The sequence below is a fragment of the Paenibacillus ilasis genome (assembly GCF_043195395.1).
Lineage (GTDB): Bacteria > Bacillota > Bacilli > Paenibacillales > Paenibacillaceae > Paenibacillus_AQ > Paenibacillus_AQ lautus.
On record NZ_JBHDJG010000002.1, the window covers coordinates 609914 to 631349 of the forward strand.

The following is a 21436-nucleotide window of genomic DNA, read 5'->3' on the forward strand; positions in this document are numbered from 1 at the left end:
AGGGGGTGCTCGGGGTCTTTTTGACCGTTAGGGTCTTCCGTATGAGAGCCTGGAGGGCGTAGATGTTAGGATTGAAACTGCCGTAAATATCTGGCCGTTAGGGAATGCGGGTGTTTCAGCAGATCGGCCGGTTTGCCGGAGAACAGGACATTCCCGCCGTCTTGCCCCGCGCCGGGTCCCATGTCGATAATCCAATCGGCCTGGCTGATGATGTCCAGATTATGCTCGATCACAATGACCGTGCTGTTCTGAGCGACAAGTCGGTTGATGATGGACATAAGCCGCTCACAGTCGGACAGGTGAAGGCCAGTCGAAGGTTCATCGAGCACATAAATTTCACCTTGCTTATCAAGCTCCGCTGCCAGTTTCACCCGCTGCCGTTCCCCTCCCGACAGCGTGCTTAAGGGCTGACCGAGCGTCAAATAACCCAGTCCAACATGCTGAATACGCTGAAGCGCGGATACGATGCCCTTTTCCGCAAAATAATCCAGCGCTTCGTCGGTGGTCATGGCGAGCACGTCACTGATGGTTTTACCGCGAAGTTGATAGCGCAGAACATCATCATGAAAGCGGCGGCCCCGGCAGGCTTCGCAAACGGTGACCAGGCTGTCCATAAAAGCCAGATCCATCGTAATCGTGCCGGAGCCGTTACACACCGGACAAGCCCCCTTGGCATTAAAGCTGAAAAGGGATGGACTTACCTGATTCTCGTCGGCGAACAGCTTGCGGATGGCATCAAAAGTGCCCGTAAACGTCGCGATATTGGAGCGGTTGGACGCCTGAATCATATCCTGGTTCATGATGTTGGCCTCTGGATAAACGTTTGGCAGCGCCTGGTTAATGAGCGTGCTTTTACCTGAGCCGGCAACGCCTGTTACCACCGTGAGCACTCCGGCCGGAATGCTCACGGACACCTGCTTCAGATTGTGAAGGGAGGCGTCTTTGATGTGCAGCCATCCGGCCGGCTCCCGGACCGCGGACTTTAACCGGGCGCGTTGACTGAGATATTTTCCTGTCAGGGTGTTGGCGTGCCGCAACCCTTCCGGGTCTCCCTCATATACAATCGTACCGCCAGCGGTGCCGGCTCGCGGCCCCATATCGACAATATGATCCGCAATCCCGATGACGTCGGGATCATGCTCCACGATGATGACCGTGTTTCCCTTATCCCGAAGCTGTCGCAGCAGGCGGTTCATGTTGTGCACATCGTGGGGATGCAGGCCGATGCTGGGCTCGTCAAAAATATACGTCAAATCCGTCAAGCTGCTCCCCAACTGGCGCACCATTTTGATGCGCTGGGACTCGCCGCCGGACAGGGTCGAGGTTTCCCGGTCCATCGTCAGGTAGCCGATCCCGACCAGAAGCAGCTGCTCCAGCCGAGTTATGCAGGTTTCCACGATGGTTGCTGCCGCCGAATCCCGGATTGTCTGCAAAAAGGCGATCAGCTCATTGACCTGCATCCGTGCACAGTCGGCGATGGAGGTTCCGTTGATTTTGCAGGAGAGCACCTCCTGATTCAGTCTTCCGCCGTGGCATAACGGGCAGGCGGTCTCGGCCACCACTTGATCGATGGCTTCCCTATAAGTCCTCGCATCCCGTGAATCCTTGCTCAGGAATGTCCGCTCGAATCGCGGGATAATGCCTTCATAATACGAGGTGGGCGGCCATTCCTCCGTCGGGTTCGGCGGTTTAAAGCCGGTTTTGTACAGCAGCGTGTCCCATTCTTCCTCGGTGTAATCCTTCAGTTTCTTATCATTATCAAACAGGCCTGTGGCGACATAACGCTTCCAGCGGAACTCCCCCGGGCGGAATGTCGGGAACCGGATGGGGCCTTCGTTCAGCGATTTCTCCTTGTCGATCAAGTTCTCGATCCGAAAGCTGTTCACTTTGCCCAGCCCCTCGCAATGAGGGCACATGCCTTGCGGGTTGTTAAAGGAAAACACATCCGAATATCCGACAAAGGGCCGTCCTACCCGGGAGAATAACAAGCGCAGCAAGGAATGGATATCGGTGATGGTTCCTACGGTTGAACGGGCATTGCCGCCGATTCTTTTCTGATTGACTACGATCGCGACCGACAGGTTCTCAACCGAATCGACCTCCGGCTGCCCGTAATGCGGGAGGCGATGACGGATAAAGCTGGAATACGTCTCATTCAGCTGACGCTGGGATTCCGCGGCAATCGTATCGAAGACCATGGCGGATTTGCCGGAACCGGACACACCGGTGAATACCGTGATTTGTTTTTTGGGAATAGACAGGCTTACGTTACGCAGGTTTTTGTTTCGTGCACCGTTTACCTTGATGGCCCGTTCCATGTGGTTGCTCATCATGAGGGCTCCTTTCTTGGATCGTTTTGACCTTGACACAGCAATAGCATATCTTATAAACATGACAATTCTTGTCTAGTTATTGTGTGTAAGGAGGGTATTATGTCAAAAGCGAAGCAGCTTATGGATGTCATGATGTATGTCAATGCCAAAAGGAGCTTTACCGCTCAGGAAGTGGCCGATGAGTTCGGCGTTTCCGTTCGCACGGCGCACCGGTATTTAACCGAGATCAGCGATATGGGCGTTCCTTTATATACCGAGCAAGGGCGGCACGGGGGATACCGTACGTTGAAGAGTCGCGTTCTTCCGCCGATCCTGTTCGATGAAGATGAAGTGTTTGCTATTTTTTTTGCCTTCCAAGCCTTGAAGCGTTATACCTCGTTACCGTTTGAGCTGAATATCGGCTCTGCCTCACGCAAGCTGCTGGCCGGATTTCCGGAGGATACCAAAATGATGATCAGCCGTCTGGAATCGGTGCTGACATTCTGGAGTCCAAGCAGAACGGCAGGCTCCCCCTATCTAAAAGACGTCATTGAAGCCGCTCTTCATCAGCGGGCTGTACGGATCAGCTATCGTTCCAAATCGGGTACGAGCGACCGGGAAGTGCTGCCGATCGGCGTTTATGCCCAGGATGGTTTATGGTATATGCCCGCCGTGGAGCACGAGAAAGAGGGGGTGCGCCTGTTCCGCATGGACCGGATGGAATCCTTAGTCCTGACCGATAACATCTGTGTGGCGGACATTAGCATGCAAGAATGGCTTGAGGACTATCCCATTCGGGAGCCTGTTCGATTATACGCCGAGCTGACTAGGGAAGGGGCAAGACAGTGCGAGAGCATTCCGTGGCTGGAGGACGAGGTGGCCATGCAAGATGAGCACCGGGGCATTGTGGATACCGTCGTCGATCGCAATGATGTTGAATATGTCGCTCAAGTCTTCCTGCGTCTGGGTATGGAGGCGAAAGTCATTGAACCTCCGGAGATCGTTGATATGCTAAGGGAGAAGGCAAGGCAGCTGAGCCTGCATTACGGAGTATTGGATACATAGGGTGCCCGAATCACGCAAGGGCCGTAAGATAAAGTGGCGTGGAGTGCACGGAGTTAGATTCAGAGAAAGTCGATGAGGATCAAGGCAGGTTAGCGAATCAGATGCCTGCACGCTTGGTATCCCATGATACAATGACAAATGATGGAACCATGTATAGCTAAATAGATACGGTTTTTTTTGTCTTAAAGGATCTAGGGAGCCCCTTCTCAGGGGAGATGAATATTAGCACGAGAAAGGAAGATGGATTATGAGCGCATGCATTCTATATATCGAGGACGACCGCGAGATCGGCGGATGGGTCAGTGAGTTTCTTAGGGACAAGGGGTATGAGGTGCGGTGGCTGCTGAGCGGAGAGAAGGCCGTGGAGGAAGCGGCTCCGTGTGCGGTCGTTGTTCTGGACGTCATGCTCCCGGGGCTTGACGGCTTCACGGTCGGGCAGCGTCTCAAAAAGGCCTATCCCGGACTGCCTATCCTGATGCTGTCGGCCCGAACCTCCATTGACGATAAGCTGCAGGGGCTCGAGTTTGCCGATGATTACTTGACAAAGCCTTTCCATCCGGACGAGCTGGCTGCCCGTCTGGAGGTGCTTCTGCGCCGATCTGTCGTGAAGTCCGCGGAGCCCATGAGAGTAAAGCACTTATCCGTATATGAAGCCGAGAATCGGATCGTGAACGAAGATACCGGCGAGGAGACGCTGCTCACAGGCAAGCAGCATCAAATCTTTATGTACTTGCTCCAGCACCAGGGGCGTGTCATGACCAAGGAGCAAATCTACGAATCGGTTTGGGGAGAGTCTTATATCGAAGGAGACAAGACGCTCATGGTCCACATCCGGTACCTTCGGGAGAAGCTCGAGCGGGATCCTGCCACCCCGGAGATTATTGAGACCGTTCGCGGGCTTGGTTACCGGGTGAGAGCATGAGATGGAAAAGGAAGCAGGGAAGGTTCCGCAATTCGCTGACCAACCGGTATTTGTTATTAATTTCGATGGCCATGATATTCATGCCGATCATGTTTCCGTTAGCGTCGATTTTCTACTGGTTCGTGAACGATACGTTCTCGGATCGGCCGCCGGCCCCTGTGGGGAAGTATACCAGCGGTGCCGCGTTAGAGAAAATGTGGCACGAGGAAGCAGCCGGATTAAGCGGAGCTTCGCCGGAAGCCATTGAACAGAAGCTGAATTCAATACGGCAGGAGTATCCGGAAATCTCCATGTTCTGGGTGGATGGAGGCAATGAGACCAGGCTGCAGCTGCCGGTGCAGCCTAACGTTCCGGAGGTATGGAGCGCGCTCTACACCGTGCAATTTATGAAAAGCTCCCTGGATGGCGATCCGTTCACCTCCGTGGCTTTTATTGGAGGAGAGGGATCGGGAGAAGGATTCATGGTCATGCAGCTGCCGAGAAAATACCTCCATGTCCAGCAGCCTATTGCGAGCGAAACGGCCCTGTACGGTCTGTTTATGGCCTCGATGTCGGGACTGTTCATTCTGGTCTCCTGGCTGTTCTTCGTGCGCATCCGCAAGCGGCTGCTGCGACTTCGCTTTGCCATGACGTCACCTCATACGGTGACGGGCATACCGCAGCCGGTTACGTTAACCAAGCATGACGAGATTGGACAGCTGGAAGAGGGCTATAACGATATGGTCATCCAATTAGTGGAGGGGCAGCGCCGCCAGCGCGAGGAAGAAGAGCTGCGCAAATCCCTGATCGCCAATCTGTCCCATGATCTCAGAACCCCGCTGACGGTGATTCGAAGCCATATTTTTTCTATGGAGCGGGAGCCGCTGAGCGAGAAGGGGAAAGAATCGTTGTCCCTCATCGAATCGAAAATCTCGGATTTAAGCGGCCTGATCGACAACTTGTTGTCCTACAACTTGCTCACCAGCGGCAGGGTGCAGCTGAGCATGGAGCCGACCGACGTTCTGCGAATCGTCAAGGAAAGCGCGGCGGCCTGGTATCCCGTATGGGAGAAGGCGGGGATCGAGCCCGATATCCAGGTGCGTGACGAGCCGCTGAGCTGGACCGTGGACGTGCTGTGGTTCCGAAGGCTTCTTGATAATCTGTTCCAAAATGTCGTCCGCCACGCCCAATCCGGGCAGTACATCGGAATTCATACCGAGGAGAGAGAGGGGCATGAGGGCATGCTTGTCATTTCGGATCGCGGACCGGGAATCGAAAGCGACTCCGGCAACAAAGGCACAGGCATCGGCCTGGCCATCGTGGAGCACCTGACAAGGGAAATGGGACTTGGATGCCATGTGGAAAGCTCGGACGAGGGGACGAGGATCCGCATCTGGAAGCGGTGAGTAAACAAAGGGTGTACATGCGGGCGAAGAGCGAGGTCATTTCTAGCGGGAGTCATATGCAATTCAGGTGACTTTTCTCTGTTATGAGCACTTAGGCTGAGAAGTGAAGGATTCAAACCGCTTGAGGCTGTCATAGAAATTGATTACGAACCACTGGATATACGAGAAGGAATCGGAATTTGCCGGTTCCTTTTTTGGTTGCGGAATTACACAAGCGTTCGTGTTCCTGGGTATTCTTGGAATGGCTGTCGACCATATATGATTTAAAGTGACGGGGTAGGCATTTATGGTTTTGGGTACGTCCGATTTTTACTATGAACTTTCCACGTGTACACCAGCGAAGGGGACGGAATCGTTGCTGGAGAAGCGAAGCGTTCGCCAATAAATCCGGGAAACCCCCGCTGGGCAAATTCCGGTTTCCTGGATTTAACAGCGATCGGAAGAAAGATCCGGCACCGGAGCGGCCTTAGCTGCACCAAGTGACTCTTAGCTCTTTTCACGAAATAACCGTTTGGATAGGCTACCAGTTTTTTTAAAGAAAATTTAAACTTGGGGTCGACCGGCATTTAACCTTGGACATGTAGGATATATACCTGAGGTGATGAACGTGACGGAACTCGTCATTCAAACGAAAGGCTTATATAAAATATACAAAAAACGCGCAGCAGTCGTGGATTTAAACCTGGAGATCGCCCGCGGCGATATTTATGGCTTCCTGGGACCGAACGGTGCCGGAAAAACAACCACCATCCGCATGCTGCTTGGACTCATTCAACCAACGCGTGGCGCGATTCATTTGTTCGGCAAGGATTTGAAGAGTGAAAAAATGGACATTTTACGCCGGACCGGATCGCTCGTGGAGTACCCATCGTATTACGGCCACTTGACGGCCGTAGAGAATCTGGAAGCGATTCGCCGGATTACCGGCGGCCCGAAGTCCCGCATCGCGGAAGTGCTGGAGATCGTCTCCTTGACGAAGGAGGCCAAGCGCCCGGTCAAGGGATACTCGCTTGGGATGAAGCAGCGTCTTGGCATCGCGGCCGCCCTGCTGAACCATCCGGAGCTGCTCATTCTGGATGAGCCGACCAACGGCCTGGATCCGTCCGGGATACATGAAATCCGGGAGCTGATCAAGAATATGCCGCGCCAATACGGCATTACCGTGCTGGTATCCAGTCACCTGCTGGGCGAGGTCGAGCAGATGGCGGACAAAGTCGGCATTATCCGTGAAGGAAGGATGGTGTTCCAGGATACGATCGACAATCTGGTATCCACGGCTTCCAGCGGTTTCCGCTTATCGGTATCCGAGCCGGAGGCAGCGCTCGGATTGGCGCTGGACCTGGGCTGTGAAGGAGTTCTTCGTAATCAGATGCTGGAACTGGAGAGCATGCAGGATGCCAAGATCGCGCAACTCGTGAAGCGCCTGGTGGAGAACCAGCATGCGGTATACCGGGTGGAAGAGCAGCGGAGGTCGCTCGAGGATATCTTCATGCAGATCGTAGGGGAGGGAAGCCGGGTATGATGTTCCGTGCGCTTTCCGCCGATTGGCTGAAAATCCGGGGCAAAGGCATCTGGTTTCTCGCTGCGCTCGGTCCCATTGGACTGGCAGCAATGCAAGGGCTGAACTTCGGACTTCGCTATGATTACCTGATGAAATCCTACGCGGCAGATCCCTGGGGCGGGCTGCTGGAGAACGTACTGTTTTTCGTGCCGATTGCCCTTTTTCTCGGGATTACGCTGGTCTGTTCGCTGATGGCCAACGTGGAGCATCAGCTGAGCTCATGGAAACAGCTTCTGGCATTGCCTATTTCCAGAACGGCAGTATTTAGTGCCAAGTTCCTGCAGGCCTTCCTGATTCTCTGCGTATCCTGTCTCCTTCTGTCGATCAGTACCGCCGTGCTTGGCATCCTACTGGGGATGGGCGCAGATCAAATGCCGTATCTGGATCTGCTGCGCATCGGTTTTGTGCAATTATTTGCTGCGCTTCCCATGCTGGCCTTTCAGCTGTGGATGTCATTGACGCTCAAGAACCAGGGAATCGCGGTTGGAATCGGGATTACCGCCTCCGTTGTATCGATGTTTGCCATGCAATTCCCTGATTGGATGCCGTTAAAGTGGCCGCTGCTGGCTTATATGGGGCCAGGAGAAGCCAAGGTCATCGGAGCGGGCTTGCTGCTGGGTGCAGTGATAGCGTGCGCGGGCCTGATTCATTTTAACCGAAAGGATGTGGATTAAGATGACATCCTATATAAGAGCGGTGTCTGCCGAGTGGCTTAAGCTGTCCAAATCCAAATTGTGGCCGCAGATTTTCCTGTGCGCGATTCTGGTCATGATGCTGGGCATATTGAATGGGAAGCCTGAGGAGCTTGCGCCATGGGAGCATCTGATCAGCATTATGATCATTTTGCATGCCATGCTGCTGCTCCCGATTCTAACAGGTATTTTTAGTGCGATGGTGTGCCGGTATGAGCATTCGGGCGGGGGATGGAAGCAGTTGCTCGTCCTGCCGGTTTCTCGCGGAGCCGTCTATTTTGCGAAGTTCTCGGTGGTAGCCATGCTGCTTGCCGTGGTGCAGTTGCTGTTCATGGGAGCCGTGTTGGGAGCCGGTTTGATCCACAAGGTGGATGCTCCGATTCCGTGGGAAATGCTGCTGCGCTGCGTGCTTGGTGGCTGGATTGCCTGCTTGCCGCTGGCCGCCCTGCAGCTTGGAGTCTCCACGGCATGGAGCAGCTTTGCCGCTCCGCTAGCATTGAACGTTGTGTTTACCATACCGAACATGCTGGTGGCCAACTCGCAGACGTATGCTCCATACTATCCGTGGACACAGCCGTTTCTGGCGATGATGCCCGTGGGTCAAGCCGATTTCGGCGCCTTCAACCTGCCGTTTCAGAGTCTCATGACCGTGGTGGTGGGCGGGTTTCTACTATTCTTTCTCGCGGGCTTCGTCTATTTTCAGCGGAAAGAAGTGTAACCTTCAGAACTGAATTTCCGGCTTGCTTGGTTTCATGAAAAGGAGCTGCTCCTGGCCTTTACGGCCTGTTGGAGCAGCTCTTTTTTTATATTCCTATGTGTAACGAACCCTTGGTTTCGCTATTGAGGCAATTCTACCCAGACATAAGGGGTATTCGCCGCCTTTAATCCGTACTCAATAATCGTGATGACAGCAATGGTTTCCGCCGGGTTGACGGCAGGCTCGCCCGTTTCGAAGAAATTCACCAGATTCTCAATGAACAGGGCGAAGAAATTCGAATTCGCGGTGACCTGCTTGAAGCCCCCGTCGCCATTCTTAATCCCCAAGGTAAAAGGACAGTTATCCCCAAGATGATTCACGGTGGCTTGCCGTCCGTTCCCGAAATCGATCAGCAGGGCAGGGGAGTCAGGCGTTCCGATATACATCACCCGCTTCGCGCTGGCCCCCATCAGGCTGACGATCGGCTCGATCTGATGGATCGAATAATTGGCGAAGGCACCCGGTCCCCAGCTGCTGATCGTTTGAATATCGCTTCGGTCCAGCTCCGTGTATTCGCTGGCAAAACGGAGGGCGGACGTCGAATACATCGGCGTTCCGTGCTTTGCCGCCAGGTCGAACAGGCGGATGGCCGTTTCGCGGTCAGGCGCGAACGTTTTATCGATATAAGTCGGCTTGCCCGATTGCAGCGGCAGCTGGGACAGCTCCTCATGGAATTCCGGGTTATCCGGCGACAGCACGATCAGGTAATCGCTGCGCTCCACCACCTCTTCAATCGTGGGCAGCAGCTCAATGCCAAACTCCTGACTCCAGGCAGCGTTCGTGAGCCCGTTCTCTTTGTCTCTTTTGCCGTAGGCGTACACGACCTTCATGGCATGTTCCGATGCCTGCTCAATCCACCCGGGATATTTATTCGCGTGGAATTGGTCCAGATGCAGGTCGATGAATCCGATTTTTTTCATGATAAAAGGGCCTCCCTGGCGTTCGAACTATAGGTTATAGGCTGTTCTGGGCAACGGGCTGCAGCGAAACCTCCGCGCCTTGGTCGGACGAGTCGTAAATCGCCTGGATGATCTGGGAGGAGAGGATGACCGTATCGATATGCGAAGGCTGCTTCTCCCCGGTTTGAATGCAGCGGATGAACCCGTCGATCTCATTCTGGAACATGCTGCCGAGATTGAATTTCGGCGTGGTTTCGATCAATGCGCCGTCCTCCGTAGTGTAGAAGGTGAAGTCCGCTCCGTATTTCAGCCGGATGCCGCCTTTGTCGCCGAGGAAGTCGATGAACATCTCTTCGGCGCCGATATTTTGCGCCCATGCGCCGTTCAGGGAAATGGTCGGGCCTTCCGTGCGGACGAGAGCCGTGACAAAATCGTCGACGTCATACGTGCCGTCATATTTCGGCGGACCTGCCCACATCTTGAGGAAGGTGTAATTCTCCATGTCTTTACCCAGCTTGCAGTAGGCCTGGCCGGAGACGGTCTTCGGCTTCGGATCGCCCGTACAGTACATCACGACATCGAGGAAGTGAACGCCCCAATCGATCAGCGCGCCGCCGCCGGCAATGGCTTTGGTCGTGAAGGCGCCGCCGAGACCCGGGATCGAACGGTGGGAACGGAAGCTGGCATATACGTGATACAGTTCGCCAAGATCGCCGTTTTGGATCATTTTTCGGATTCTGTTTACGCTTTCATTGTAACGGTTGACCACCCCGATATTGAGCGTTTTGCCCGTTTCGTGCTGAACCTTCTGCATTTCCAGCGCTTCCGCGTAGGTACGGGCTGCCGGTTTTTCGCATAATACATGCTTTCCTGCCCGCAAGCAATCGATGGCGATGGAAGCATGAACGTCATTCGGCGTACAGATCGATACGGCGTCGACCTCAGGGTCGTTCAGGATCTGGTTGTAATCTTCGATGGCTTGGCCGCATTCGTATTTGGCAACGGCGGCATCGGCCCGATCCTTCACGATATCGCAGAAATATTTGATCTCAGCGTCTTCGTTGGCCATGTAGGCCGGAATATGGGCGCTGTTCGCAATCGTGCCGCAGCCAATCACGGCAATTGTAATTTTGTTCATCGGTTCTCCTCCAAAATCGTGGATTGATGATGCAGTGATGACATGAGCCTGTCAGTTGATTCTTCGTTATTGCTTGCCCCGAGTATAGCATGTGAGCGATCGCTTCGATTTCACTATCGTGTTTATTTATTGGATTATCGTACCGAGGCGCTAGTCCACGGTTTTAAAAGCGTTCTTTTTATAGTAAGCGGGGGTCGTTCCCGTGTATTTCTTGAAAATACGACAGAAGTAGGGAAGCTCGTTAAACCCGACCTTGAAGCACACATCGGTTACCGTGAGTTCAGGCTCCGTGAGCAGCCGCATGGCCATCCGTATGCGGTAGTTAGCCAAGTACTGGCTGAAGGTCCAGCCGGTCACTTCTTTGAACCGTCGGCAAAAATTCGTTCGGGACATCATCGTCATCGCGCAGAGATCCTCCAGCCACAGAGGCTGGTCGTAATGGTCGTGAATATATTGAACGGATTCCAAAATGGGCTCCCGGTACGGGGCGCTGCCCGCGGTTACCGATATATGCTTGCCTTGCTCGGCATGCTCGCGGTTCACAATCGCCAGCAGCTTCAGCAGATTGGCCTTCAGCAGAATATCGTAGAATGGCCCCCGGCTTCCGTATTCGGCCAGCATTTCGGCCAAGAGCTCCTTTACGGCGAGGTCGCTGCCTCCGGTCAAGGTGATTTTGAGCGGGACGCGGTCTTCGGTCGTAATAAAAGGCTTGATGAAGGAAAGGTCGAACAGCTGCGGCTCGTCCGGCATTCCCTCCAATCGTTCGTTAATGAAGGCCGGCATGAATTCGCACCCGAGCACCTCCATTTCTTTCCCGGGAATCATCTCCACGCGATGGACGCTATAAGGAGGGAGCACGAATATATTGCCCTGGACCATCCGGTATTTTTGGCCATAGAGCGTATGGATGAATTCGCCTTTGCTGACATACCAGATTTGAAGATAGTCATGCATATGATCGGATAAACTCCCGAACTTTTCGGTAATGCGGTACATTTTGCAGGGCAGGCCATTCGCCATCTCCAGCTCCGACGTAAAGTAGGCGATTCCTCTTCGGGTGCACTCGGCGATATCCGGTTCCAGCCAGTGAATAGCCATCGTTCATTTCCTCCTCACGCTCGTGTCGATCCTGTTATTAACAGCATAACTGATTAAGGACATGAAGGAAGAGAAAAAGTTGAAAAAGTTAATCGAATTCTGCGTTCAAGGAGAGAAGCGATATCATAAGGAGATTTAATTGGAGGGAGTCAGTATATGCAGCAAAGAGCCGAGGCGTCCTGAAACACAGGAGTAACCTCGGCTCTTTTTCGTTACGGGCAAAACTCCTTCAGCATCTGCTCCTTCACTTCTTCAATGGGGAAGTGCTGGGGATAGGTGGATATCATCAGCATGATGCCCTGCAGGGTAGAAGAAAAGTACAAGGAGCGTTTGTGCGGCTCGGGAACTCCGAGGTCTTCGAATATACGGCATTGAATCTCAAACTGTCGTGCAGCCTCTTCCACAAGACGCTTGCTGTAGGGAAACAGCTCTTGATCCGCTTCGGGCTGGGTTTGAAGATGCAAGTAAAAACGGAATACTTCGGGTTGCCGATAGACGTTGTCGATGGCTTGCTCCAGAATAAATTTCAGCTGATCTGCGGGTGCTTGGAGTGAAGCGGCATTTTCTATGACTTCGGCCACGCCTGCGATTCGCTCCTCGACCATTGCGGCCAGCAGACCTTCCTTGCCTGAAAAGTAGTTATAGAGCAGCCCTTTGGATATTCCGGCTTGCTTGGCTACATCGCTAATGGAAGTGGCGTGGTAGCCCTGATGGATAAACAAATCCATGGCGGCTTCTAAAATTTTGTCTTTCGCCATCTGGCGTATGCGTTCATTTTCGCTAGGTGTGCGCGGCATGAAATCTTCATTCCTTCACGAATGGGGTGTGATATCGCGGGATAACTCCTCCGGATGCGTTAATGTGACCATGTGATCCGCTCCCGCGATGGCGGTAAAGCGAGCGTTCGGAACTCTCCGAAATTGTTCCCCTACCTGCTGGTTATCGGGCAGTTCATGATCTCCTATGATAAAGAGCGTGTTGGCCGAGATATCCTGTAATCACTCCCTTTTTGAACACGCATTTTCAGGATAATGGATTATGAACTCCGTGGCAATCCGGCCGCCCATAGAATGTCCAATAACCGCAGCTTGCGAAATATTCAGATGATCAAGAAGAGACAACAGATCTTCAACAAAGTTTGGCGGCTGAACGGGAGATGGGGAGCGTCCGGCTCCGCGGCCATCAAAGGCAATCACGTAAAAGTTCTCAGATAAGGAAGGAACAAGAAAGCTCCAATCCCGCATATCGGCTCCACCGCTGTGAACAAGGACAACAGGCTTACCACTACCGTGCACTTCATAGTGCAGATCCAATAGAATACCCTCCAATCGATCATCGATTTCCAATGATTGCAGCCCTTGATCCGCTTTATTTTATTATTGAATGAATGGTTGGTCAATATGAAACGGGAACGGTTGTTGAAATGCTATCGGCATTGGAATCTTACTGTAAAAATCGCTGTGAATTAATTCACTAATGTTATTTGTGAATTATGTTACAATCGAAAAAAATAAACTTGGCGGATGAGGAGGAACGGACGATGGCTCGTTATTTTAACGGTAAAGAAGTGGAACTGCTGGCTCCTGCCGGAACATTCGAGATATTCAAAACCGTCATTGACGCAAACTGCGATGCCGTATATTTCGGGGGACCATCCTTGAACATGCGCATGATGCGCAAGGGCTATAACTTAAGTTATGAGGAAGTCAGAGAAGCCGTCCAATTGGCCCATGAGCGCGGTAAACGTGCCTACATTACAGTGAACAACCTGATGAATGAAGAGGACTTGGAGGAAGCGAAGCGTTATTTCGCCTTTTTGAACGAGATTGGCCCGGATGCCATTATCGCACAGGATCTGGCCGTGTTTCCTCTGATTCAAGAGATGAACTATACGAATATACCGGTTCACTCTTCGGTCATGATGAACGTGCACAATCTGGAGATGATTGAAGCCGTCAAAGCATTGGGCGTTTCCCGTGTCGTGGCTTCGCGGGAGATGGACTTGAAGACAGCGGAGGTGCTCCAGGCTAGGAGCGGAATGGAGTTCGAGTACTTCGTGCACGGCGATATGTGCACCGTTCATGGCGCTAACTGCCTGTACAGCTCCATGCTGTTCGGCAACAGCTCCAACCGGGGGCGATGCATGAAACCTTGCCGCTGGGATTATCGGGTGAAAAAAGACGGCTACCTCTATCCTACCGAGTACCCGCTTGCGGCGAAAGATATGTATATGTATGAGCATATTCCGGAGCTGATCAAGTCCGGCATTACCAGCTTCAAAATTGAAGGACGCATGAGAGACATCGAATTTTTGCTGATGGTCGTTAACTCTTACGGGGATGCCATCGATCGTTACATTGCGGATCCACTGGGCTATAACCGCGAGGACGGGGCGGATACGCTGCATAAAAACCGGAAGCGCGATTTCACGACAGCTTATGCCTTTGGCAAGCCGGGACTGGAGTTCATCAATCGCCGTTATGAAGGAACAGGCAAGTTTTACAGTACGGGGAAGGTGTTCAGCACGCCTACCGCGGAACGCGAGATGAAGGAGGAACGGGTGCTCCAGGTGAAGGAATCGCTTCTTCTTGCGAAGCGAGAGCAGCCGGGCACGTCGATTCCGCAAATTACGGTGCATGTCAACACGGTGGAGCAGGCCCGTGCGGCAATAGAAGAAGGGGCGGATGTCATCTACCTGACCGGCGACGTGTTCCAGCCGGATCGTCCGTTTGGACGTGAAGATATCGAAGCCTTGACCGCGGATAAAGGAAACGCGGAGATCATCCTTGGCATGCCCCGCATGATGAATGAGCTTCAGATGGAGCAGTATCATCAGTTCCTCAGCGCAGGCAAGGAGTATAACCATTATGGCCTGGACGGCCTGCTTGCGACCAACATCGGTGCCATGCACAAGTTCCAATCCCTAGGGCTGCCGCTGATTGCCGATTTCAGCCTGAACATATACAACCATACGGCGGCCTCGTTTTATAAGGACCATTTTGGCATATCCCGAATCAATCCGTCCCTTGAGCTTCAGCTCCATGATTTGACGAAGTTGCTGCGTCATCCGGAGATTCCCGTCGAGATCATCGTTCACGGCTCGCCCATTGTGATGTATCTGGAGCATGATTTATATGCCAATGCGGCAGAGTTCGAGCCCATAGCGGAAGAGGACAACCGGTTCGTGGATAACCGTCATCTCGTGCTGCTTACGGATAAAGGGGAGAACCCCGTATACCGGGATGCCGCAGGGCGTAACCACTTGGCGCTGGCGAAGGAGCTATGCTGCATGCCGTTCTTGAAGGAGCTGCACGAAGCGGGCGTGAATCATTTCCGTATTGAAGGAAAAACGTATACGACGGAGCAGCTTCGCGGTCTGGTGCGGACATATCGTCAAGCTGCGCTGAACCTGGATGCATGCGGCAGGCTGTATCAAGGGATGGCACCCGTTTACGCCGGGTTCACGCTCGGTTCGCTCCAATTTGGTCATTCCCTGGAACTGGAGCTGACTGAAGTATAAGATCCGCTTTGAGACGGAGTATCAAGATGAACCCGATGTGAGGTGCCATTTTCCTTGGTCTATTTTCACGGAACAGAACATGGGAGAAACGAAAACAATTCAAAAGAGGTGAATATCCATGACGCATGCAGAACTGACGTATATCGGTCCGGAAGCCATCGTGGCAAAGCGTCGGGAGTACGGTTACCCTTGCACAGCCAATTTCTATAAAGAACCGCCCCAGATCGTCAGCGGCAAGATGCATAAGCTTTACGGCCATGATGGCAAAGGGTATGTCGACTTCTTCACGGGGGTGTCGGTTGTCGCCTGCGGTCACTGCAATGAAGCTATTACGGCAAGAACGATCGAACAGCTGCAGACGCTGCAGCATACGTCAACCATTTACCTTACCCAGCCGATGGCAGATCTGGCGGAGCGGTTGGCAAACGGCGTTTTGCCTGGCAACCTAAAGCGAACGTTCTTTGTGAACAGCGGCTCCGAAGCGAATGAAGGCGCGCTGCTTGTCGCCCGTCTGCACACAAAACGCCGCAATTTTCTGGCACTGGAATACGGCCTTCATGGCCGCACCTTCCTGACCATGAACGTGACCGGCATCCCGATGTGGCGTACTGATGATTTCCTGGACCAGGAGGTGACTACGTTCATTCCGCGTCCCTATGATCCTGCCATGGATCAAGATGCTGCCGCTCGCCGCTCCCTGGATGCCTTGGCGAGTGTGCTCGCGGCGAAGGGAGACACCTTCGCCGCAATGATCGTGGAGCCGATCCAAGGCAATGGGGGGATGATCGTGCCGCCGGATTGGTATTTCCGTGAGCTGAAGGCGATGCTGGAGCGGTACGGCATCCTTCTGATTGCCGATGAAATCCAGACAGGCTGCGGCCGCACGGGACGCATGTTCGCGATCGAGCATTACGGCATTGTACCGGACATTCTGACCATGGCGAAGGCACTAGGCAATGGCGTGCCCATCGGTGCTTTCTCCACGACGGATGATATTGCCGCCAGTCTAAACCGACCATCCACCTCCACTTTCGGCGGCAACCCGGTGTCATCCGCCACGGCGCTTGCCGTATTGGATTACATCGAGCAGGAAGGCTTGGTCGAACGTTCTCTGCGTGTCGGCGGGCAGCTTATCGAAGGATTGAGGGAGCTGCAGGGCCGATACGGGCTTATCGCCGATGTCCGAGGCAAGGGTTTTATGGCCGGGGCCGAAATCCGTGGAGCGACCGATGAGGAAAGCGCTGCATGGACCGATATCATTCTGGAGCGCATGAAGGAAGAAGGATTCATGATCGGCAAAAATGGCATCGGCCGAAACGTGCTGGCTTTCCAGCCGGCCATGATGATTCCGGAGGAAGATATCGAGGCCATGCTCAGCGCGCTGGATAAGGTGCTGGCAGGGTTATCCCAAACGTAAACGAATGAGGTTGGATCCATATGCAGATGATGTATAAAGTCGTTCATAAGACCAAAATGTTCGGAGAACTGGTGATGTTCTCCCACACGCTGTTCTCGCTGCCCTTTGCGATCATTTCCATGATCTGGGCCGCCGGCGGCGTACCATCATGGCATGTCATGCTGTGGTCGTTGATTGCGCTGGTTGCCGCGCGCAATGGGGCCAATGCCTTCAACCGCATCGCCGATTTGAAGTTCGATGCTGCGAACCCGCGAACCGCAAATCGCCATATGCCGAGAAAGCTCCTGCTGCCTCGCGAAGTATACGTATTTGTGGTCGTTAACTTTGCCATCTTCATTCTCGCGGCAGGGATGCTGAATCCACTCTGCTTGGGACTTTCGCCGGCAGCGATCGTGCTGATCTGCACGTACTCGTACACGAAGCGCTTCACCTGGCTGTGCCATCTGTACCTGGGCTTCACGATTGCTTCGGCTCCGATCGGGGCATGGTTTGCCGTCACGGGGCAATTTGCCTTCATTCCCTTTATCATCGGTACCGTCGTGATGCTCTGGATTGCTGGCTTTGATATCATCTACGCCACGCAGGATATCGAATTCGATCGCAGCACCGGCTTATGGAGCATTCCCCGCGCGTTTGGGTTAGAGGGCGGACTGCTCATTTCCAGAATGCTGCACGGGATTATGGTCATGCTGCTGCTTTCCCTTTACTTTATCCAAGGCTTGGACTGGCTCTACTTGACGGGAATTGCCATCTCGGTGTTACTGCTGGCCGTGGAGCATCGCATCATCAAGCCTTCCAGCCGCAGACGGATGCATCTCGCATCGTACAACCTGAATCAGGTGATTAGTTTGACGATTCTGCTGTTTACTTTGGCGGATCAGTTTTTGCTCGGATAAAAAAACTCCCTTCGACTGCCGGCCCGCATACACGGGCCATATGGCATTCAAAGGGAGTTTGATGTTTATTGCCCGGCTTTCAAGATCGCAAAGCCGTAAGCCGGCAGCTTCACGGTCAGCTGGCCGTGCTTCGCGCTAAGGCTTTCGCCGTTCCACAAGTTCGTCCACTGGCTGTCCAGCACAGGGAGGGTCATCGTGTTGCCCGCCTTGTCATTGTTGACGGCAATGAGGATCGTTTCATTGTCGTCCTCGCGCAGGTAAGCGATTTTGCCGCCGTTCTTCTCGGCCTTCAAAAATTTGAAGGTTCCCGTGCGAAGAGCGGAATGCTCTTTGCGGAGCTTAATGAGCGTTTGGTAGAAATGGAACAGGTCCTTGTCATGCTTGGACTCATCCCATTCCATGCATTTGCGGCAGCCCGGATCGTGCCCGCCGTCCATGCCGATTTCGTCGCCGTAGTAGATGCAAGGCGTGCCGAAGTACGTGAACTGGAACATCGCCGCAAGTTTCATCAGGCGTTTGTCGCCGTTCGCCTGCGTTAACAATCTTGCGGTGTCATGGCTGTCCAGCAGATTAAACATGACTTCGCTGGCTTGTCTTGGGTAACCGGCAAGCTGCTTGCCGAGCATGAAGGAGAATTTCTCGGCATCGGCGGTACGGTTGATGAAGAAATCCAGTACGGCATTCGTGAACGGGTAGTTCATGACGGCGTCAAACTGGTCGCCTTCCAGCCAGATGGAGGATTCATGCCACACTTCGCCAAGGATATAAGCATCCGGGTTGGCTTTTTTCACGACTTGGCGGAATTCGCGCCAGAAGCTGTGCCCCACCTCGTTGGCTACATCCAGACGCCAGCCGTCAATGCCCGTTTCCTTGATCCAGTACTCGGCGGCCTTGAGCAGATAAGCCCGGACTTCCGGATTCTCCGTGTTCAGCTTCGGCATCAGCGGCTCGAATGCAAAGGTATCGTAAGTCGGAATGCCATCCACCACTTCCAGCGGAAGGGAGCGAACGTAGAACCAATCCTTATATTTGGAGTTCATGCCGTTCTTCTGCACGTCAACAAACGGCGCAAACGTTCTGCCGGAATGATTGAAGACCGCATCCAGCAGGACGCGGATTCCGCGCGCGTGGCACAGATCGACCAGTTTCTTCAGCGTGTCCTTGTCGCCGAACTGCGGATCGATTTCCATATAGTCTTCGGTATCGTATTTATGGTTTGTCGTTGCCGTGAACAGCGGCGTAAAATAGATCGCGTTGACGCCCAGCTCGCTTAGATGATCGAGATGGTCGATAACCCCCTGAAGGTCACCGCCGAAGAAGTTCTTCGGCGTTGGTTCGGCACTGCCCCAAGGCAAGGCGCCTTCCGGGTCATTGCTTGTGTCCCCATTCGCGAAGCGTTCCGGGAAGATTTGATAGAAAATTGCGTCTTTGACCCATGCCGGCGGGTGGAACACGTCATCCGGATTGATGAACGGGTATTCGAACAGGCGGTCCGGATTGGCCGGCGGCTCCGTCAGGAAATCATATTCGGTCATCCAGCGTTTCTCGTCGCCCTGTTGGAGCAGGAAGCCGTATTTCAAGCGGCGGTACGGAGGGGTTGCCTCGCACTCCCAATAATCGAACATTTCATCCGAGGACAGCTTGGTCATCGGAATGTATTCCATCGTTTGATCCCACAGGTACTTGTCCCCTGCAAGAGCGTACACTTCGGTAAGGTCGTCTTTTTTAGTGCGGATTCTGAGGTGAATGGTCGTGCCGTTATAAGCATAGGACCAGTTTTTGCGCGGACGGTGATAGATCGCTTCCAAGAACATCGATAATTCCTCCTTAAGTAGGTAAATTAAAAAAAGGCACAGCCAGGACTATGAATAGCCGAGGTTGTACCTTTGTAAGATAACATTGCCTTTAAATTATGAGGTTTGGATCTGGGTGACTTGATTTCATTCGTTATTTAAAAATATACCATGGGCTCTTAGCGTATACAAGTCCTATATCGAAGTCGCTGATCCTGTGCGGCAACGAGGCAGCAGGGTGCGGATTTTCAAGCGGGATTCTGCCGGGCGGGGCAGGTCGTAAGGAAAGCGCGGGTGTTTGTTGTATAATATAGGGACAAGGACAAGCCTGACAGTGCAGATACGTAGTATAGGAGGACAGTCACATGCAATACGACGATCAGATGAAAAACCGAATCAAGCGGATTGAAGGACAGCTTCGCGGCATCCTGAAAATGATGGAGGAGAACAAGGACTGCAGGGAGGTCATCACGCAATTATCCGCTTCGCGTACGGCAATCGACCGGACGATTGGCGTTGTCGTCAGCTCCAATCTGGTGGATTGTGTACGGAAGGCCGAAGCGAATGGTGAGGATACGGAGAAGCTTGTGCAGGATGCCGTTAATTTGCTCGTAAAGAGCAGATAAAGGTTAGGATAGCAGGCAGGGTAAAATCCTGAATGAACCAATCCCCTCAGGTGTTCAACCCATGGCGGAAGCACTTGGACTTTGAGTGGAACTTCTCGGAATTGAAAATGCATCCAAAAGTGAAGGATACGGGTCGTTAACGGGTCTGGCGTTCGGGCTAGGAAATTTGTAAACGGACAAAATGGGTAAAGATAAAGATGACGGTTTTACTAAAAGGAGGGTACTCAGATGTCTGTGAACGAACAAATTATACTAGCCAAAAGGCCGCAAGGCATGCCGGATGAGTCGGATTTTACATTTGAGGAGCAGCCTTTGCCCGTTCCGCAAGCTGGAGAAGTCTTGATACGGACCGTATACTTGTCGGTGGATCCGTATATGCGGGGCAGAATGAGCGATGCCAAGAGTTATGCGAAACCTTACGAGGTAGGAGAGGTTATCGCTGGAGGCGCAGTAGGGCAGGTGATGGAATCGACGGATCCGACCTATCGGGAAGGCGATTTTGTTGCAGGAACATGGGGCTGGCAGCGCTTTGCCGCCGTGCGGACCGGCACGCTGCGTAAGGTTAACCCGGATCTGGCGCCTGTATCGACCGCCCTGGGCGTACTGGGAATGACCGGTTTGACTGCCTATTTCGGACTGCTGGATATCGGTCAGCCGAAGGAAGGCGAGACGGTGGTGATATCGGGTGCCGCAGGTGCTGTTGGTATGATTGTCGGACAGATTGCCAAGATCAAAGGGACTCGCGTGATCGGTATTGCCGGTTCTGACGAGAAAACCAAGTACCTGACGGAAAAGCTTGGGTTTGATGCAGCGATCAATTACCAGACCGAAGATCTGGCCTCGGCTTTAGCGGAAGCTTGCCCGAATGGGGTGGACGTCTATTTCGATAATGTCGGCGGTGAGGTTTCCGATGCGGTGCTGCGTCTTATCAACAAAAATGCACGAATCCCGATTTGCGGCCAGATCGCACTCTATAACCTGGAAAAACCCGATACGGGTCCGAGAATTCAGAGCCTGCTGCTGACCAATACGGCACTGATGAAGGGCTTCCTGGTCGGCGACTACGCCAATCGGTACAATGAGGCATTGCATGAACTGGCCGAATGGCTGAGGGATGGTAACATTCAGTACGCCGAACATATCGTCGACGGTTTCGAGAAGACCATTGAGGCATTTCTGGGGCTCTTCTCCGGGGAGAATCTCGGGAAACAGCTGGTGAAGGTAAGTGAAGAGCAAAGTTAGTCTTTGGATATATATAATAAAAGAGTGTCGAATTCACGCGCTTCGTGAAACTCCTCCTAAGGGAGTTTCGCGACCGGACGGGTACAGCCGTCCGGTTTGCGTGAGCATCGGCA

At 53.2% G+C, this 21436-nt stretch carries 18 protein-coding genes; 11 read left to right on the forward strand and 7 right to left on the reverse strand.

Going from position 1 to position 21436, the window contains the following annotated elements:
• Positions 1-65: 65 nt before the first annotated feature.
• Entirely contained in the window at positions 66-2330 is a 2265-nt protein-coding gene (locus ACETK5_RS22850) for an ATP-binding cassette domain-containing protein (RefSeq protein ID WP_394058045.1), read from the reverse strand.
• 102 nt (positions 2331-2432) lie between these two features.
• Here ACETK5_RS22850 and ACETK5_RS22855 point away from each other — a divergent pair, with 102 nt between their 5' ends.
• The 6 genes from ACETK5_RS22855 to ACETK5_RS22880 all read left to right on the forward strand — a co-directional run bounded on the left by ACETK5_RS22855 (position 2433) and on the right by ACETK5_RS22880 (position 8655).
• Complete coding sequence (locus tag ACETK5_RS22855) at positions 2433-3377, forward strand: helix-turn-helix transcriptional regulator (RefSeq protein WP_326111392.1); 945 nt, start codon at positions 2433-2435, stop codon at positions 3375-3377.
• 247 nt (positions 3378-3624) lie between these two features.
• On the forward strand, positions 3625-4299 hold the full coding sequence (locus ACETK5_RS22860; RefSeq protein WP_100539987.1) for a response regulator transcription factor: 675 nt from the start codon (positions 3625-3627) through the stop codon (positions 4297-4299).
• Positions 4296-5684, forward strand: a complete 1389-nt coding sequence (locus ACETK5_RS22865) for a sensor histidine kinase (RefSeq protein ID WP_326111390.1) — start codon at positions 4296-4298, stop codon at positions 5682-5684. Before ACETK5_RS22860 ends, ACETK5_RS22865 begins: the two co-directional genes overlap by 4 nt.
• Positions 5685-6285: 601 nt before the next feature.
• The gene (locus tag ACETK5_RS22870) at positions 6286-7206 is read left to right on the forward strand and encodes an ABC transporter ATP-binding protein (RefSeq protein WP_394058340.1); all 921 of its coding nucleotides are present in this window, start codon (positions 6286-6288) and stop codon (positions 7204-7206) included.
• On the forward strand, positions 7203-7919 hold the full coding sequence (locus tag ACETK5_RS22875) for an ABC transporter permease (protein ID WP_394058048.1): 717 nt from the start codon (positions 7203-7205) through the stop codon (positions 7917-7919). Before ACETK5_RS22870 ends, ACETK5_RS22875 begins: the two co-directional genes overlap by 4 nt.
• A 1-nt stretch (position 7920) precedes the next feature.
• Positions 7921-8655: an ABC transporter permease gene (locus ACETK5_RS22880; protein WP_326111388.1), complete on the forward strand. Its 735-nt coding sequence runs from the start codon at positions 7921-7923 to the stop codon at positions 8653-8655.
• A 119-nt stretch (positions 8656-8774) separates the two neighbouring features.
• On the opposite strand, the gene ACETK5_RS22885 is transcribed toward ACETK5_RS22880, so the two are convergent.
• The 5 genes from ACETK5_RS22885 to ACETK5_RS22905 form a co-directional block, all read right to left on the reverse strand.
• Complete coding sequence (locus ACETK5_RS22885) at positions 8775-9614, reverse strand: Gfo/Idh/MocA family protein (protein WP_394058050.1); 840 nt, start codon at positions 9612-9614, stop codon at positions 8775-8777.
• Positions 9615-9648: 34 nt separating this feature from the next.
• A complete protein-coding gene (locus tag ACETK5_RS22890; RefSeq protein ID WP_071222181.1) occupies positions 9649-10731 on the reverse strand; it encodes a Gfo/Idh/MocA family protein in 1083 nt (360 codons plus the stop codon).
• A 150-nt stretch (positions 10732-10881) separates the two neighbouring features.
• Entirely contained in the window at positions 10882-11829 is a 948-nt protein-coding gene (locus tag ACETK5_RS22895; RefSeq protein ID WP_394058052.1) for a helix-turn-helix domain-containing protein, read from the reverse strand.
• 212 nt (positions 11830-12041) lie between these two features.
• Positions 12042-12626, reverse strand: coding sequence for a TetR/AcrR family transcriptional regulator (locus ACETK5_RS22900; RefSeq protein ID WP_100539994.1), 585 nt, complete (start codon positions 12624-12626; stop codon positions 12042-12044).
• 201 nt (positions 12627-12827) lie between these two features.
• On the reverse strand, positions 12828-13175 hold the full coding sequence (locus ACETK5_RS22905; RefSeq protein WP_394058055.1) for an alpha/beta fold hydrolase: 348 nt from the start codon (positions 13173-13175) through the stop codon (positions 12828-12830).
• A 194-nt stretch (positions 13176-13369) separates the two neighbouring features.
• On the opposite strand from ACETK5_RS22905, the gene ACETK5_RS22910 reads away from it, so the two are divergent.
• The 3 genes from ACETK5_RS22910 to ACETK5_RS22920 all read left to right on the forward strand — a co-directional run bounded on the left by ACETK5_RS22910 (position 13370) and on the right by ACETK5_RS22920 (position 17662).
• Complete coding sequence (locus ACETK5_RS22910; RefSeq protein WP_394058057.1) at positions 13370-15349, forward strand: peptidase U32 family protein; 1980 nt, start codon at positions 13370-13372, stop codon at positions 15347-15349.
• 118 nt (positions 15350-15467) lie between these two features.
• A complete protein-coding gene (locus ACETK5_RS22915; protein ID WP_394058059.1) occupies positions 15468-16766 on the forward strand; it encodes an aspartate aminotransferase family protein in 1299 nt (432 codons plus the stop codon).
• A 20-nt stretch (positions 16767-16786) separates the two neighbouring features.
• Positions 16787-17662, forward strand: a complete 876-nt coding sequence (locus ACETK5_RS22920; RefSeq protein ID WP_394058061.1) for a UbiA-like polyprenyltransferase — start codon at positions 16787-16789, stop codon at positions 17660-17662.
• 65 nt (positions 17663-17727) lie between these two features.
• Here the strand turns inward: ACETK5_RS22920 and ACETK5_RS22925 are convergent, their stop codons facing one another.
• Positions 17728-19476: an alpha-glycosidase gene (locus ACETK5_RS22925; protein ID WP_326111381.1), complete on the reverse strand. Its 1749-nt coding sequence runs from the start codon at positions 19474-19476 to the stop codon at positions 17728-17730.
• Positions 19477-19820: 344 nt separating this feature from the next.
• Between ACETK5_RS22925 and ACETK5_RS22930 the strand changes: the two genes are divergently transcribed.
• Positions 19821-20081: a metal-sensitive transcriptional regulator gene (locus ACETK5_RS22930; protein WP_012818820.1), complete on the forward strand. Its 261-nt coding sequence runs from the start codon at positions 19821-19823 to the stop codon at positions 20079-20081.
• A gap of 228 nt (positions 20082-20309) precedes the next feature.
• On the forward strand, positions 20310-21323 hold the full coding sequence (locus ACETK5_RS22935; RefSeq protein WP_326119095.1) for an NADP-dependent oxidoreductase: 1014 nt from the start codon (positions 20310-20312) through the stop codon (positions 21321-21323).
• Positions 21324-21436 lie beyond the last annotated feature (113 nt).